Here is a 14798-nt window from a genome sequence, read left to right as displayed (position 1 = left end):
GAAGGTGAGGGGGTACCGGATTGAGTTGGGGGAGGTGGAGGAGGCGCTGAAGCAGCACGCGCAGGTGAAGGAAGCGGCAGCGGTGGTGAGGGGGGAGGGACAGGAGAAGCGGGTGGAGGCGTACGTGGTGGCGCCTGGAGCGGAGGCCGCGGCGCTGAAGGAGGCGGTGAGGCAGAGGCTGCCGGAGTACATGGTGCCGTCAGCGGTGGTGGTGTTGGAGGCGTTGCCGCTGACGCCCAATGGCAAGGTCGACCGCAAGGCGCTCCTGGCCTCGGAGGCAGGCGTCCCCGAGCAGCGACAGCACATCGCGCCGCGCACGCCCACCGAGCACGCGCTGGCAGGCATCTTCTCGGAGGCGCTGGGCGTGCCACGTGTCGGTATTCATGACGACTTCTTCGAGCTGGGCGGCCACTCGTTGTTGGCGACCCAGGTCGTGGCGCGTGTTCGCACGGAGCTGGGCGTGGACATTCCGCTGCGTGCCCTCTTCGAGGCGCCAACGGTGTTGCGGCTCGCGGTCTGGTTGCAAGGCTCGGACACGGAGGGGGCCACGCGTGACTGTGTGGCATTGCAGCCCGAAGGTGCCGGCACGCCTGTGTTCTTCGTGCATGCCGTTGGCGGCGCCGTAGGGCCGTATCGTGCGCTGGCCCGGCGTATGGGACGCGAGCGGCCTCTCTACGGATTCCAGGCCGCTGGGCTCGATGGACGCGAGCCTCCTCTGGAGCAGGTGGAGGCGCTCGCCTGCCGCTACGTGGAGGCGATGCGCGAGCGTCAGCCCGAGGGCCCCTATGTGCTGGGCGGCTGGTCCCTGGGGGGTGTGGTGGCCTTCGAGATGGCGCGAGAGCTGGAGCGTCAGGGGCAGTCCGTGGCGCTCCTGGTGTTGCTGGACAGCTTCGCTCCCGACGAGAACGCGCCTACGCGGGAACCCGATGGGGCGTTGCTGCTCGCGGGGATGGCCATGGACCTGGCACGGACGGCGGGTGCCGAGTCCACCCTACGCCCCGAGGCGCTCTCGGGCCTGAGCGACGAGGAGCAATTCGCCGTCGTCGTCGAGCACGCGCGGCAGGCGGGGTGGCTGCCTCCCGAGGTCGAGGCGTCAACGCTCCGCGCCTGGCGTGATGTGACTCGCGCGAACCTGCGGGCGTTGGCGGCCTACCGTCCCGGTCCCGTTCGGTGCCCCGTGCTGCTGCTGCGCGCGAAGGATGCGCAACGCTCCCAGGCCGTGGAGCCGTCCCACGGATGGGCCCGCTGGGTGCCATCGGGCCTCACCGTGGAGGACGTTCCGGGGGACCACTACAGTGTGCTGCTGGAACCGCGGGTGGAGACGCTGGCGCGCCGTCTTGTCGAGCACGTCGAAGCCGCTACGGAGCGGCACGTGGAGGCGGGGCAGCAACGCGAGGGCTGAGCGAGGGCGCCGCCTGAGCAACATCGGGCGCGAGTGCATCCACGAGCCCCTGGGCCACGGCGGCGGCGAAGGCCTCCAGGGTGCGCTTCTCACGCCATCGTGCCGCTTCCTCGAAGTCGAGCGCGTGGTGGGTCTCGATGATGACGGAGGGGATGCGCGGCTTTCGCAGCACGAAGATCTGCCGGTGCGTGGGCTCACGCGCCACGAAGACGCCGGGCTGGGCGGTGTCGATGGCGTAGAGACCTTCGTAGTCCACGCCGTCGTAGGGCGGGAAGCCCGCCTGTCCCAGCCGGTGCGCCAGGGCCCGGGCCAGTCCCGCGCGCCCAGCCTGGAGGTGCGCGGTGGCTTCCGCGGACTCGGACCAGAGGACGGTGAAGCCGGGCGCGGCATCCTGCCGGAAGCACTCCTGGCCCGGCGTGGGGGACCAGGGCATGGCCGTGCCTCGCGAGTCCGAGTGCAGGCTGAGCATCGCGTGCGCGCGCCACGCCTCGGCGGCGGTGACGCGTAAGGGGTAGGCGACGCGCTCGCCCGGCTTGCGGCTCAGCCGCACCTGGAAGTGCCCCGTGGCTTCCAAGCGCTTCGCGAGGTCCTCCGCCACGCGGAGGGTGAAGGTCTCCTCGTCCTCGCAGGTGACGCCCTTGTTGCCGGTGTTCCCCTCCGCGCCATGGCCCGCATCCAGGTAGATGCGCCGCGTTCCGAAGCCCTCAGGGAAGCGCACCTCGGACACGGTGAGAGACGCGCCCGAAGCGGGCCACATGGGCGTGGGAACGACAGTGGCGGGTTCGGAGGCGGGCCCGGCGAGCAACAGCAGCCCCAGTCCCAGCAGCGAGGAAGTCTTTAGCATCGTGCGCAGGGCGCCCAGGAGAGGAGCGCCGACGCTCAGTCTCTCTCGGACAAAGGGGGCCGTGGAAGCCCACCCACCCCGCAAAGACAACGGGCAGGCTCCCAGAAGGGAACCTGCCCGTGTCACTTCCTACGGGCCCGAAGGCCGTGCGCTAGGCGCGGACCTCGGGGGAGGACTCGGCCGGCTTCGGCAGCGGCGCCTCCTTGCCCGGCTCGCCGCCCGGGGTGCCCGCCACGCCGAAGGGAGGCGTCTCCAGCGCCGCCTTCAGGACGTCATCCATGTGGGTGACGAAGATGAACTCCAGCTCGTTGCGCGCCTGGTCCGGCACGTCGATCAGGTCCTTGCGGCACCGCTCCGGCAGGATGACCCGCTTGATGCCCGCCCGGTGCGCCGCCAGCACCTTCTCCTTGATGCCGCCCACCGGCAGCACCAGGCCACGCAGCGTGGCCTCGCCCGTCATCGCCGTGTCGTGACGCACGCGGATGCCCGTCAGGAGGCTGGTGAGCGCCGTCAGGATGGTGACGCCCGCGGAGGGCCCGTCCTTCGGAATGGAACCCGCCGGGAAGTGCAGGTGCAGGTCCGTCTTCTCCAGGAAGTTCGGGCTGATGCCGAGCTGCTCCGCCTTGCTGCGCAGGTAGCTCAGCGCCGCCGTGGCGCTCTCCTTCATCACGTCGCCCAACTGGCCGGTGAGCGTCATGCCGCCCTTGCCCGCCATCTTCGTCGCCTCGATGAAGAGCAGGTCGCCACCCGCCGCCGTCCAGGCCAGGCCCGTGGCCACACCCGGCACCTCGGTGCGCTCGGCGACCTCCGAGTAGAACATCTCGGGCCCGAGGATCTCCTTCACCCGGTCTGGGTTGATGGTCTGCTTCTCCATCTTCCCGCCAGCCACCTCCACCGCCACCGCGCGGCAGATGTCCGCGATGCGGCGCTCCAGGTTACGCACACCGGCCTCGCGCGTGTACGAGGTGGTCAGCGTGAGCAGCGCCTCGTCGGTGATTTCGATGTGGTCCGGGCTCAGCCCGTGCTCCTTGAGCTGCTTGGGCACCAGGTGGATGCGGGCGATGCTCTGCTTCTCCTCGAAGGTGTAGCCCGTCAGCTCGATGATCTCCATGCGGTCACGCAGCGGACCGGGGATGGGGTCGAGCTGGTTCGCCGTGGCGACGAACATCACCTTGGACAAGTCGAAGGGCACGTCGAGGTAGTGGTCGCTGAACGTGTTGTTCTGCTCCGGATCCAGCACCTCGAGGAGCGCCGCGCTCGGGTCGCCGCGGAAGTCGGCGCCGAGCTTGTCGATTTCGTCCAGCATCATGACCGGGTTCTTCGTGCCGGCCTTCTTCATGCTCTGGATGAAGCGGCCGGGGAGGGCGCCCACGTAGGTGCGGCGGTGGCCGCGGATCTCCGCCTCGTCGCGCACGCCGCCCAGCGACAGGCGCACGAACTTGCGGCCCGTGGCCTTGGCCACGCTCTGGCCCAGCGACGTCTTGCCGACGCCCGGCGGACCGACGAGGCACAGGATGGGGCCCCGCATGTCGTTCTTCAGCTTGCGGACGGCCAGGTACTCCAGGATGCGCTTCTTCACCTTCTTGATGCCGAAGTGATCCTTGTCCAGCTGCTGGCGCGCGTTCTCGATGTCGAGGTTGTCCTCGGACATCTTCGCCCACGGCAGGTCGGCGATCCAATCCAGGTAGGTGCGCGCGACGGTGTACTCGCTGGAGGCCGCCGGAATCGTCTTCAGGCGGTTGAGCTCCTTGTTGGCGACCTTCTCCACGTCGGGCGGCAGGCCGGCCTTCTTCAGGCGCTCCTGCAGCTCGTCGAGCTCCTCTTCCTCCTCGCCCATCTCCCCCAGCTCTTCCTTGATGGCCTTGAGCTGCTGGCGCAGGTAGTACTCGCGCTGGGTCTTCGACATCTCGCCCTTCACGGCGGAGTCGATCTTGTTGGAGAGCTTGAGGATCTCCCGCTTCCGGTTGAGCAGCTCCAGCACGAGCTTCATCCGGGCCTTGAGGTCCACCGTCTCCAGGACGGCCTGCTTCTCCTCGATGGGCACGTCCACGTTGGCGGCGATCAGATCCGCCAGGTGGCCGGGGTGGGTGATGCTCTCCACCAGCTCGGTGGCGGCGGCGGGCAGCTCGGGCATCAGCTCGATGACCTCGCGCGCCAGCTTCTTGAGGTTGATGCCCAGCGCCTCGACTTCCACGTTCTCCGAAGAGGTCTTGTCCTCCACGGCGTCCACGCGGGCCTTGAGGTAGGGCGCTTCCTGGACCAGCTCCACCACGCGGAAGCGAGCGAGCCCCTGCACCACGAGCGAATAGTTGTCCTCGCCCATCTTCAGGAGCTTCACGATGCGGGCGACCGTCCCCATGGTGTAGAGGTCGGCGGCACCCGGATCTTCTTCTTCGGCGCGGCGCTGGGTGACGACGCCGATGACCTGGTCGTCACGCACGGCGTCCTTGATCAGGGCGATGGTCTTCTGGCGGCCGACGGCCAGCGGAAGCACTCCGCCCGGGAAGAAGACGCTGTTGCGCAGGGGGAGGATGGGGAGCACCTGCGGGATGTCTTCCTTGTTGATGAGCCCCGGAGGGGCCATCGCGGTGGGCATAGCGCTCGCAGCGGTGCCCTTCTTCTTCTCATCGGACATGGAGTTCAGCCTTTTCCCTTCGACAACCAGTGAACATTTCCAGGTTTTCTGCGGCGGATGAACCAACGTAACAACCAAAACGGACATGGCAAACGCAGTGTGCGCTTTTCCGTCCCCCGTCACATCTCCAGGGTTCCTCGGAAGTCTCGCGTCCGGACGGAGGGTGGGGCATGATCACCCCTCTAGCATCTGATGCGGCGCCCCGCCGGGGTGCGCAGCTCTTCGAGAGGCCCCCCATGAAGCGCCGATCCTTCGCCCACCTGCTCCTGTTGCCGTCTCTCTTGTGGACGTCGTGCCGGTCGCCCGTCGACGAGCCGGGCTCCAACCTCCCCGGGAAGTGCGAGAGCGAGTCTCCCGTCATCGCGCCGCAGAAGACGGACATCCTCTTCGTCATCGACAACTCCGGATCCATGGAAGAGGAGCAGAACGCCATCGCCACCGAGCTGCCCGCCTTCCTGGAGGCGCTGAAGGAGGGCAGCGGCGTCTCGCAGGACTTCCGGGTGGGCGTGATCACCACGTCCGTGTACCGGCTGGCCATGTTCCAGGGGAACACGCAGTACCGCGAGTACGCCAATGAGTCTGGCCGGCTGCAGCGCGTGCCGGACGCGGCGGGCAACCCCACCGACGAGCGCTTCATCGACGGCACGGATCCATACGTGCTGGAGAAGTTCCGGCGGCTGGTGATCCAGGGCACGGAGGGCAGCGGCCAGGAGACGCCCTTCGAGGCGGTCCGGCTGGCCGTGACGGAGCCACTGGTGTCGACGCCGGGCGCGGAGAACGGCAACGCCGGGTTCCTGCGCGACGGCGCGCGGCTGCTGGTGGCGGTGGTCACCGACGAGGAAGACTGCAGCACCATCCAGCGCCCCCCTCCAGTGTGGGTGTCCGACGACACGTCCATCGACAACTGCAGTGAGCAGTCCCAGCTGCTGACGCCGGTGGAGGAGTACTTCGCTACGTTCCAGCAACTCCGGGATTCAACGGGGGCCTCGCGCCAGGTGCTCTGGGCTACGATTGGCCCGGTGGCGCTGTCCGACAAGCGGGCGGAGCTGATCCGCGACACGACACCCGATGGTGTCTTCGTGCGCAACGTCGACTGCCCGACCTCCTACGGTCCCGGCCACCGGCAGCGCGCCATGGCGGAGGCGTTCGACCAGGGGCTCGACAACCTCGACTCCGTCTGCCGGGACAACTACCGCGACACCCTGCTGCGCATCGCGGAGCTGGCCACGGTGGCGCAGAGCATCGAGGTGGTGAACCTGCCCGACCCCCGGCTGGTCCAGGTGGAGCTGACGCGCGCGAACGACGAGGTGGAGCGGTGCTCGGTGGCCGCGGGCGACCTGCGCTACGAGGCGTCCACGGAGGCGTACCCGGCCCGCCTGTTCTTCCAGTCGAGCTGCCTGCGCCGCGCGGACGACAAGAAGGTGGAAGTGAAGGTCCTCTGCGCCGGCTGAGCCCGGGGAACCCGCGCCAGCGGGTCTGATCCCCGCACCCACCGCCATGCGTCCCATGAAGGCGCATGTCAGACCTCCGAGGATAGTGGACGACCGCCCCACCGGTCGTCCGGTCCGGAGGGGACTGGCGAGGAGGCGAGATGAGCGCGGCGGAGCAGCGAGTGGGAGGGGAGCAGGGGACGGGCTCGGTCGTGGAGCAGCTTCGGGAGCGGATCCGCCAGTTGCAGGCGGCGCCCCGGCGCTACCTGGCGGTGCTGCGCACGGGCCTGTCGGCGGTGGACGCCCTGCTGCCGACGGGGGGCCTGCCGCTGGGGCAGGTGGTGGAGCTGTGCGGCGAGGCGGCCTCGGGGCGCACCAGCCTGGCGCTGCGCGCGGTGGCCGCGGCGCACCAGGAGGCGCGGCTGTGCGCCTGGGTGGACGGCCCCCGGGAGCTCTACCCGCCCTCGGCCGCGGCCCTGGGCGTGGACCTGGAGCGGCTGCTCATCGTCCGGCCCCAGGCTCCCGAGCAGCGCATCTGGGCGGCGGTGCAGTTGGCCCGGAGCGGGGCCTTCGCCTGCGTGGTGCTGGACCTGACGCGCGGGGTGAGTCCCGGCGGGCGCGCGTGCCGGGTGGCCCTGGCGGAGGCGCGCAAGCTGGCGGACGCGGCGGCGCGCGGCGGCGGGCTGCTCCTGCTGCTGACCTCGCCAGAGTCCCCTGCGGACGGCGGGGTCCGGCTGCGGACGGAGGCCCGGGACGGGGACGGCTGGTCGGTGGAGGTGGTGCGCAGCCGGCAGGGGGGCACGGGCGCGCGGGCGGAGCTGCCGTGGCGCGCGCTGTACCCGGCGCTGGGGCTGGAGGGGGGAGGTCGGTTGCTGGACGTGGCCGAGGACGCGGAGGATGACACGCCGGACTTCCTGCGAGGGCAGTCCGGAGCGCTGCGCAACGGGCTGGGCATCCTGGGCCAGCGCCCCGGCCGTGACGCGCCCATGCCGCCCCTGCGGCAGGGGCTGCTGGACGCGGCCCTTCCGGCGCGCTGAGGCACGGCATGCGCAGGGCCTATCTGCACCTCACCCGCTTCCCGGTGCAGCGCCGGGTGGTGGAGTCCCCGGAGCTGGCGGGCCGTCCCTTCGCGCTGGTGGAGGCGGTGCGTGGCCAGCGCCGCGTGGCCTTCGCCTCCACCTCGGCGCTGAAGGTGGGGGTGCGCCCGGGGATGACGCTGACGGCGGCCACGGCGCTGGAGCCGGGGCTGCGGCACTTCGACTACCGCCCGGAGGACGAGCTGCGCGCGCTGACGGCGCTGGGGGAGGCGCTGCTGCCACTGGCCCCAGGCTTCCAGCTTTGCGCGCCGGACGGGTTGTGGCTGGACGCGGGGGCCGCGCACCTGTGCGACGGCGAGGAGGGCCTGGGCGCGCGGATGCTGTCGCGGTGCGCGGAGCTGGGCTACCGGGCGCACGTGGTGGTGGCCTCGGAGGCCTTCACCGCGCGCGCGGTGGCCCGGCATGGCGCGCGCCGGGTGGAGGTGGTGGCTCCGGGGGGCAGCGCCCGGGCCCTGGCGCCGCTGCCGTTGTCCGCGCTGGAAGGCCGCGAGGGGGCGGCGTTCTCCGCGCTGGGCCTCACCACGCTGGGGGAGGTGGCGGCGCTGCCCGCGGGGGCCGTGGCGGCCCGGGGCGGCGCGGCGGGCGCACGACTCCACGCGCGGTGCCGCGGGGAGGACGACACGCCCTTCGTCCCCGCGGCGCTGGAAGCGGTGCTGGAGGAGCGCGTGGTGCTGGACTTCCCGGCCGAGTCCTTCGAGCCGCTGCGCTTCGCGCTCAAGACGCTGACGGACCGGTTGGGCGCGCGGCTGTCCGGGCGGTGCCGGGCGGCGGTGCGGCTCACCTTCACGCTGAAGCTGGACCCCTCGGGGCAACGGCAGGTGACGCTGACGCTGGCGCGGCCCACGGCGCGGGCGAAGCTGCTGCATGAGCTGGCGCGGCACCGGCTGGAGGAGCTGCGGCTGGAGAACCCGGTGGCGGAGGTGTCCGCGCGGGTGGACGAGCACTCCGAGGACGGAGGGCAGCAGCTCGCGCTGGGGGACGCGCCGGAGGGCGACGCGGCGCTGGAGGTGGTGCTGTCGCGGCTGGCGTCCACGCTGGGGGAGGCGTCGCTCTTCGCGGCGGGCCTGGCGTCGGTCCACCGGCCCGAGGCGGCCCATGGGGCACGGGCCTTCCGGCCGCCGGAGGCGCGGCGGGGCCTGTCCGCGGAGTTGCTGGAGCCAGGGGCCCGGCGCGGCCCGGCGCCGGCGGCCTCGCGGGAGCGGCCCTCCCGGTTGCTGGCGGAGCCGGCGTGCCTGGACGCGGAGGTGGCGGAGTCCGGGCGCTTGCTGGCCGCGCGCATGGGGGGCCGGCGGCACCGGGTGACGGCGCTCACGGGGCCGGAGCGGCTGGGCGGGGAGTGGTGGTCCCAGACGCCCTTCCAGCGGGACTACTACCGGGTCCACTTCGAGGGGCTGGGCCCCGCCTGGGTGTTCCGCGACGGACGGGATGGACGCTTCTACCTCCAGGGACTGTTCGACTGAGGCCCGGCGGCCCAGCATAGTGGCCCCGTACCCGTCTCCCAGGTTCCCCGTCATGCGCGTCCTCCGCCCCGCGGCCGTCCTGCTGTGCCTCCTGCTCGCTTCGTGCGCTCCGCGTCAGGTCCGCCCGCCAGGGGCCCTGCGCAAGGTGGTGGTGGTGGTGGGCTCCCGGGTGGACGCGCTGCCGACCTTCACGTACCGGCAGGACATGATGGGGGAAGGCAACCCCCGCTCGGTGCTCGTCAGCCAGGCCCAGGCCACGCTGGGCGAGCGCGGCTTCGAGGTGGTGGGGACGCGCATCTCCCAGTCGCCGTCACCCACCATCCACGAGGTGGTGGCGATGATCGACGATAACGACGCCGAGGCTGGAGTGGTGGTGGTGCTGAACTGGGTGGACGTGACGTCCGCCCAGTTGATGGGCCGCGCGGAGGTGTTGCTGGAGACCGGCGTGGTGGGCCCCAACGGCAAGCTGCGGTGGAACAACTCCACGCGCACCGTCTCCACGATCGGCATGTACCAGGCGCAGACGGACCTGCGCTCCTACCTGCGCAAGGCGGTGGTGGAGGCCATCCAGGCCATTCCGTGAGGCCCGGGCGCGGGGCGGCTCAGGGCGCGTTCTTCGGGACGGCCAGGCGCAGGTGTTCGTAGACGGTTTCGGCGCGCAGGTAGAGGAACTGGGCGTCGCCGAAGGCCAGGGTGTCCCCGTCGTGGAGCAGCACCTGGGCGCGGTAGCCCAGGGGGGCGCCGTTGATGAAGGTGCCGTTCATGGACTCGGCGTCACGCACGGAGAAGCCGCCGCGGGCGGCGTTCCAGCGCATCGTGGCGTGGTGCTGGGAGACGGACGGGTCGGGCACCACCAGGTCGCACTCCTCGGTGCGGCCGACCGTCAGCTCCTCGCCGTCCACGGAGGGCTGGAGGAAGTGGACCTCCAGGTTGTCGAAGTCGCGGAGCATGGCGAGCAGCCGCTCGTCCATGTGCGCGCGGTGTGCCATGCCGACGGTGCGCGCCGCCAGGCCCCGGTGGTGCTGGCGGATGAGTTCCACGGGCTGCTGGATGAGGGCCACGGGGCCGGACGCGGCCCGGAACGCGTCCAGCGAGGCACCGGCGAAGGGGCGGAGCTGATTCACGGACACCATGAGGGCCTCCACCCTACGTGCAAGTGGCGGGGACGGGAAGCGCCGCGTCCACGTCTTCCGCCGTGGCGTGTTGGGGGCAGGCGTGGGAGCGTGAAGGTGGATGCGGGTACTCGTCACGGGAGCTGCGGGCTTCATTGCCCACCACGTCAACGCGCGGCTGCTGGCGCGCGGTGATGACGTCATCGGCGTGGACAACCTGGACCCGTCCGGGGACGTGGCGTTGAAGCAGGCCCGGCTGGCGCGGCTCGGCGCGCTGCCGGGGGCGGCGGGCTTCACCTTCCGTCCCGCGGACGTCACCGACGGCCCCGCGCTGAGGGCGCTCTTCGAGCAGGCGCGCCCCGAGGCCGTGGTGCACCTGGCCGCGCGAGTGGGCGTGCGCGCGCCGCCGGGCACCGCGCAGGCGTACGTGGACGCCAACGTGTCGGGGTTCCTCCAGGTGCTGGAGCAGGCCAGCGCGGCCCGGGTGCGGCACCTGGTCTACGCGTCCTCCAGCTCCGTGTACGGCGCCGGATCGGTGCCGCCGTTCCAGGAGGGCGCGGCGGCGGACCACCCGCTCAGCGTCTATGCGGCCACCAAGCGCGCCGATGAGCTGCTGGCGCACGCGTACAGCCATCTGCACGGGCTCCCAACCAGCGGCCTGCGCTTCTTCACGGTGTATGGCCCGTGGGGGCGCCCGGACATGGCGCCCCTGCGCTTCCTCCGGGCCCTGCGCGACGGCGCCGAGCTGGCACTGCATGACGAGGGCCGGATGCAGCGCGACTTCACGTACGTGGAGGACGTGGCGGAGGCCGTGGTGCGCGTGCTGGACCGGCCGCCCCAGGGGGCACCGGCCTGTCGCGTCCTCAACGTGGGCCGGGGCGAGCCCGTCTCCGTGCGGGCCTTCCTGTCCATCCTGGAGCGGCGGCTGGGCGTCCGGGCGCGGGTGAGGTCCACGCCCGCGCAGCCGGGGGAGATGGACGCGACCTGGGCGGACGCCTCCGCGCTGGAGCGAGAGACGGGCTTCCGTCCGCGCGTCTCCGTGGAGGAGGGGCTGGCCCGGCTGGTGGCGTGGTTCCACGCACGGCCAGGCACCTGACGGGCCCGAAGCGCGGCGGCCTCGCCGCGCCCCAGACCTCCGCCACGGGTGACTCGCGCGGGCGGCTCACAGCAGGGACGCGCGCGCGGCCACCGGGCTGGCAATCTGCTTCGCGTAGTCCGCCGGGGTGAGCACCTTCACCGTCCCCGAGTACGTGTACGTCCGGCCCAGGAAGTCGGAGTGGCTGAACTGCAGCGGGTACGTCCCCGCGCCCAGCCACGTGGAGAGGCTGCTGGACGAACTGTACGTGACGGCCGACAGCCTCCAGGAGAACGCGGAGGCGGCGAAGGACAGGTTGGCGCCGCGGGCGCCCCAGGCCGAGGTGAGGTTGAGCGCCTCGGTGGTCCGGATGACCGTCCTGCCCACGAACTCCGCGACGCGGACCGGCTCGGGGTAGAGGATGTGCAGCCCCAGCGCGTCCCAGGTGGAGGGCCCCGCGTGGCCGTAGTTGCCGTGGATGCCGCAGGACAGGAACTGGTAGTGCATCACCGAGTCCCTGTCGTAGGGCGTCAGGAAGCCGCTGCTCGCGCCGCCGCCATACCCGGAGGCGCCGCAGGTGGCGCCGCTCACGTCGTTGCGCTCGTGCTCGTGCCGCAGGCCCAGCGCGTGCCCGAACTCGTGCAGCGTGTGGTCCTTCCAGGGCACGCCGAACGCATCGGCGTCGTCACCGAGCTTCAGGTTGTGCCGGCAGCCGCGGTTGGCGCCCAGGTCGGAGGGCGCGTTGGACCAGCTCCCACCGCCATTGTTCTTGCCGTTGTAGTGGCCGTTGGCGTCCAGGAACATCGGGCAGCCGTTGCCGGGGACCTGGCCCGCGAAGGGGGAGTTGGTCCCTGGGATGACGACGCGGATGTCGCCGCCATGCCAGTGGTTGCCGTTGGACAGGACGATGGGGGAGGGGCAGGTGCCCAGGATGTTGAAGCGGATGTTGGCCACGCGCTCGAAGTCGCGGATGGAGTCAATCACCTGCTGCACGCGCGCGGGACGCGAGGTGAGGGCGTCCCCCACGAAGCAGACGCTGGGCGTGCTGCTCCGGACGCCGTGGCCCCAGTAGAGTGATGCGTGGACAGGGCCTGCTCCCAGCGTGGCGGCCAGGAGGACGAGCCCCGTCCAGAGGCTCCGGAGGTTCATGGCGCGCATCACTGCATCGCCGTCCAGTTGATGAGGCGGCAGTCGCTGGAGAGACACCCGACGGACGTGCCCGCGGTGCTGGACGGGTTGTAGTCCACGGCCAGCGTCCGGCCGCTGGCGAGCGCCGTGGTGAGCAGGGTGAGCGTCCGGTTCATGAACGCGGTGTCGGACGAGGCGAGCGCGAAGAACCAGATGCCGCCGGCGACAGAGGCGGCGCACTTCACGTGGATGCGGTTGGAGAACACCGCCACGTTGGTCGGGACACAGGAGGCGCTGTCCGCGAGCGCGGGCGTGGCGGTGAGGCTCATTCCAAGGGCGAGGGCGGGAATCAGGCGGGCGGCGTTCATCGAGGGTGTTCTCCGGAAAAGAGCGCGGAATCGCGCCGGCTTTCGGCAGGAGAACGGCCCCTCGATGAATCCTTCGCCGGGCCTACCCGGACGTCACCGTCACCTGGCCATGCTCCACGCGCCACACCTCGGAGGTGCAGGCCTGGGCGAAGGACGTGTCATGCGTGACGAGCAGCAGCGCGCCGGGGTACTCCCGCAGCGCCGCCTCCAGCCGTTCGATGGACGGCAGGTCCAGGTGGTTGGTGGGCTCGTCCAGCACCAGGGCCCAGGCGTGTTGTCCCAGGCCCCGGGCAATGAGGAGCTTGCGCACCTCGCCGGGGGAGGGCTGCTCGGAGGCGAGCAGCCGCTCCGGGTCCACGCCGAGCGCCGCGACGAGTGACAGCACGCGTCCGCGTTCCTCGGGAGGCAGCGCGCGCACCGCGTCCAGCGTGGCCCGGGCCTCATCCGCGCTGACGTCCTGGGGCAGGGAGAGCACGCGCTCCAGCGGAATGCGCGCGTTCTCCAGCAGCGCGCGCACCAGGGTGCTCTTGCCGGCGCCGTTGGGCCCTTCGATGCGCACGCGGGCCTCGCGGCTCACGGAGAGCTTCAAGGGGCCCAGCAGCTCCACGTCACCGGCGCGGAGGCCGGGCACGTCCAGCGTGAAGAGCCACGGATTCGGCGCGCGCACGTAGTCCATGAAGACGGAGCGGCCCAACGTCTTGTCCGCGGTGAACTCGCCCACGGCCTCGCTGACGCGCTCCAGCTCGCGCCGTGCGACGCCCACGCGCCGTCCGGCCCCCGCCTCCGCCCAGCCGGCAACGACCTTGGCGCCCATGGAGCGGGCGTCGTTGTCGTTCTTGTTCTTCAGGCGCTTGCGGGTGTGCCGCGCGGCGTCCGCGGACTGCTGTTCGCGCCGGGCCTGGTCCAGCAGGTGCGCCGCGCGGCGTTGCTCGGCGCGGGCCTGCTGGTGGGTGGCGATTTCAGTCTCGCGCTCCGCCTCCCAGTGCGCCCGCGCGGCGGTGTAGGCGCCGGGCCACAGCCGAACGCTCCCGTGGTGGACGCGCAGCGTGGAGGTGGTGAGGGACTCCAGCAGGTCGCGGTCATGGGACACCACGAGGCCCAGGCCCCGGAAGCGGCGCAGCGCGGAGACCAGCCACGTGCGGGCCTCCGCGTCCAGGTGGTTGGTGGGCTCGTCCAGGAGCAGCAGGTGGGGCTCGGCGGCCAGGGCGGCGCCCACCTGCCACCGCTTGCGCTCGCCCGGGGACAGCGTGGGCCAGCGCTCCAGCGCGGTGACGTCCAGGCCCAGCTGGCCGTGCAGTCGCCGCGCGACGGCGTCCCACGACTCCGCGAAGGCGGAGATGTCGGGCGTCAGCGCCTCCACCTCCTGACGGCAGAGGCGCAGGGTGGGCGCGGAGGGCTCGAACTGGAGGTGTCCCTCCGTGGGGGTCAGCGTTCCCGCCAGCAGCCGGAGCAGGGTGGACTTGCCGGCGCCATTGGCGCCCACGAGCCCCGTCCAGCCAGGGGACAGGTGGAAGTCGACATCGGAGAGGACGGGAACAGCGTCGGAAAAGGCGAACGAAACGCGGTGCGCGCGTACGGAAGGCATGAAGGAAGCTCCTGAAGCCAGGGCGCAAGCCAGCCTGAAGGCGGCTCAGCGCGGGAACGTCAACGGACCTGGGGGTTCAGCGAAGCGTCCTCAAGGGTGCGTCAGACCTCTCGTTGGGAGGGGGCGTCAATCCCTCCTGGGATGGCTGCAATCTATGTCCAGCCGCGCGCCGGAATGCAACCCTTGCCTTCATGGGGGGCAGGGCGCGCTACTCCGGCAGCGCGTCTGACTGTTTCGCATCAACCTGCCGCGGGCGCCGCGAAGTTCCCCATCCGGCGGGAGAGCCGCCACGCGCCGATGGACGCCAGCAGGGCGCCCAGCATGGCGAGCAGCAGGGCGAGCGCCACGTTGTGCAGCGCCTCATAGGTGCCGACGAAGAGGACGCGCGGGCCCTGGTCCCACAGCGGGCCGCTATAGGCGTGCAGGAGGGAGAGGATGCCGGTGGCGAAGCCGAGCGTGCCGGCAATCAAGGTGCAGAGTCCCAGTGACAGCATCAGCGGCACGTAGCGCGGCGCGGGCCGGCGCGCGTACTGGACGCACGTGGCGATGAGCGCGAGTCCCGCGAGCAACGTGGGGTACATCCCCCAGCCTCCTGCGATGAAGATGTCCTGCATGTTCCCCTCCGGTGGGTGTGTTCGGAGGCTCTGACATCCGGACACAGG

At 71.4% G+C, this 14798-nt stretch carries 13 protein-coding genes; 6 read left to right on the top strand and 7 right to left on the bottom strand.

The window, feature by feature from the left end:
* Positions 1 to 1402: alpha/beta fold hydrolase (locus HV826_RS11745; protein ID WP_255217162.1), on the top strand; the 1402-nt coding region annotated here is incomplete at its 5' end.
* Here HV826_RS11745 and HV826_RS11740 read toward each other — a convergent pair.
* Together HV826_RS11740 and lon are read right to left on the bottom strand one after the other, a co-directional pair.
* Positions 1359 to 2246, bottom strand: a complete 888-nt coding sequence (locus HV826_RS11740) for an N-acetylmuramoyl-L-alanine amidase (RefSeq protein ID WP_255217161.1) — start codon at positions 2244 to 2246, stop codon at positions 1359 to 1361. The two genes, HV826_RS11745 and HV826_RS11740, sit on opposite strands and share 44 nt — an antisense overlap.
* 151 nt (positions 2247 to 2397) lie before the next feature.
* A complete protein-coding gene (gene lon / locus HV826_RS11735) occupies positions 2398 to 4881 on the bottom strand; it encodes an endopeptidase La (RefSeq protein WP_176417099.1) in 2484 nt (827 codons plus the stop codon).
* A gap of 236 nt (positions 4882 to 5117) precedes the next feature.
* Between lon and HV826_RS11730 the strand changes: the two genes are divergently transcribed.
* The 4 genes from HV826_RS11730 (at position 5118) to HV826_RS11715 (ending at position 9451) form a co-directional block, all read left to right on the top strand.
* Complete coding sequence (locus tag HV826_RS11730; RefSeq protein WP_176417098.1) at positions 5118 to 6332, top strand: vWA domain-containing protein; 1215 nt, start codon at positions 5118 to 5120, stop codon at positions 6330 to 6332.
* 140 nt (positions 6333 to 6472) lie between these two features.
* Positions 6473 to 7348, top strand: coding sequence for an ImuA family protein (locus HV826_RS11725; protein WP_176417097.1), 876 nt, complete (start codon positions 6473 to 6475; stop codon positions 7346 to 7348).
* A gap of 8 nt (positions 7349 to 7356) precedes the next feature.
* Complete coding sequence (locus tag HV826_RS11720; protein WP_176417096.1) at positions 7357 to 8868, top strand: DNA polymerase Y family protein; 1512 nt, start codon at positions 7357 to 7359, stop codon at positions 8866 to 8868.
* A 52-nt stretch (positions 8869 to 8920) separates the two neighbouring features.
* On the top strand, positions 8921 to 9451 hold the full coding sequence (locus HV826_RS11715) for a hypothetical protein (RefSeq protein ID WP_255217160.1): 531 nt from the start codon (positions 8921 to 8923) through the stop codon (positions 9449 to 9451).
* Positions 9452 to 9470: 19 nt separating this feature from the next.
* Here the strand turns inward: HV826_RS11715 and HV826_RS11710 are convergent, their stop codons facing one another.
* Complete coding sequence (locus tag HV826_RS11710) at positions 9471 to 10001, bottom strand: FHA domain-containing protein (protein WP_176417094.1); 531 nt, start codon at positions 9999 to 10001, stop codon at positions 9471 to 9473.
* Positions 10002 to 10101: 100 nt separating this feature from the next.
* On the opposite strand from HV826_RS11710, the gene HV826_RS11705 reads away from it, so the two are divergent.
* Positions 10102 to 11076, top strand: a complete 975-nt coding sequence (locus tag HV826_RS11705; protein ID WP_176417093.1) for an NAD-dependent epimerase/dehydratase family protein — start codon at positions 10102 to 10104, stop codon at positions 11074 to 11076.
* 66 nt (positions 11077 to 11142) lie between these two features.
* Here the strand turns inward: HV826_RS11705 and HV826_RS11700 are convergent, their stop codons facing one another.
* The 4 genes from HV826_RS11700 to HV826_RS11685 form a co-directional block, all read right to left on the bottom strand.
* The gene (locus HV826_RS11700) at positions 11143 to 12204 is read right to left on the bottom strand and encodes a hypothetical protein (protein WP_255217159.1); all 1062 of its coding nucleotides are present in this window, start codon (positions 12202 to 12204) and stop codon (positions 11143 to 11145) included.
* 8 nt (positions 12205 to 12212) lie between these two features.
* The gene (locus tag HV826_RS11695; protein WP_176417091.1) at positions 12213 to 12551 is read right to left on the bottom strand and encodes a hypothetical protein; all 339 of its coding nucleotides are present in this window, start codon (positions 12549 to 12551) and stop codon (positions 12213 to 12215) included.
* Between the two features lie 82 nt (positions 12552 to 12633).
* Positions 12634 to 14136, bottom strand: a complete 1503-nt coding sequence (locus HV826_RS11690; RefSeq protein ID WP_176417090.1) for an ATP-binding cassette domain-containing protein — start codon at positions 14134 to 14136, stop codon at positions 12634 to 12636.
* A gap of 239 nt (positions 14137 to 14375) precedes the next feature.
* Positions 14376 to 14750, bottom strand: coding sequence for a hypothetical protein (locus HV826_RS11685; RefSeq protein WP_217918583.1), 375 nt, complete (start codon positions 14748 to 14750; stop codon positions 14376 to 14378).
* Between the last annotated feature and the right edge of the window lie 48 nt (positions 14751 to 14798).

This window comes from Myxococcus sp. AM010 (genome assembly GCF_013372585.1).
Taxonomy (GTDB): domain Bacteria; phylum Myxococcota; class Myxococcia; order Myxococcales; family Myxococcaceae; genus Myxococcus; species Myxococcus vastator.
This window is presented reverse-complemented; position numbering and strand designations above follow the sequence as displayed.

What these genes read in the sequence shown, in the direction of transcription:
- HV826_RS11740 (WP_255217161.1), bottom strand. Translation starts at nt 2,246, where the DNA reads ATGCTAAAGACTTCCTCGCTGCTGGGACTGGGGCTGCTGTTGCTCGCC.
- lon (WP_176417099.1), bottom strand. Translation starts at nt 4,881, where the DNA reads ATGTCCGATGAGAAGAAGAAGGGCACCGCTGCGAGCGCTATGCCCACC.
- HV826_RS11730 (WP_176417098.1), top strand. Translation starts at nt 5,118, where the DNA reads ATGAAGCGCCGATCCTTCGCCCACCTGCTCCTGTTGCCGTCTCTCTTG.
- HV826_RS11725 (WP_176417097.1), top strand. Translation starts at nt 6,473, where the DNA reads ATGAGCGCGGCGGAGCAGCGAGTGGGAGGGGAGCAGGGGACGGGCTCG.
- HV826_RS11720 (WP_176417096.1), top strand. Translation starts at nt 7,357, where the DNA reads ATGCGCAGGGCCTATCTGCACCTCACCCGCTTCCCGGTGCAGCGCCGG.
- HV826_RS11715 (WP_255217160.1), top strand. Translation starts at nt 8,921, where the DNA reads ATGCGCGTCCTCCGCCCCGCGGCCGTCCTGCTGTGCCTCCTGCTCGCT.
- HV826_RS11710 (WP_176417094.1), bottom strand. Translation starts at nt 10,001, where the DNA reads ATGGTGTCCGTGAATCAGCTCCGCCCCTTCGCCGGTGCCTCGCTGGAC.
- HV826_RS11705 (WP_176417093.1), top strand. Translation starts at nt 10,102, where the DNA reads ATGCGGGTACTCGTCACGGGAGCTGCGGGCTTCATTGCCCACCACGTC.
- HV826_RS11700 (WP_255217159.1), bottom strand. Translation starts at nt 12,204, where the DNA reads ATGAACCTCCGGAGCCTCTGGACGGGGCTCGTCCTCCTGGCCGCCACG.
- HV826_RS11695 (WP_176417091.1), bottom strand. Translation starts at nt 12,551, where the DNA reads ATGAACGCCGCCCGCCTGATTCCCGCCCTCGCCCTTGGAATGAGCCTC.
- HV826_RS11690 (WP_176417090.1), bottom strand. Translation starts at nt 14,136, where the DNA reads ATGCCTTCCGTACGCGCGCACCGCGTTTCGTTCGCCTTTTCCGACGCT.
- HV826_RS11685 (WP_217918583.1), bottom strand. Translation starts at nt 14,750, where the DNA reads ATGCAGGACATCTTCATCGCAGGAGGCTGGGGGATGTACCCCACGTTG.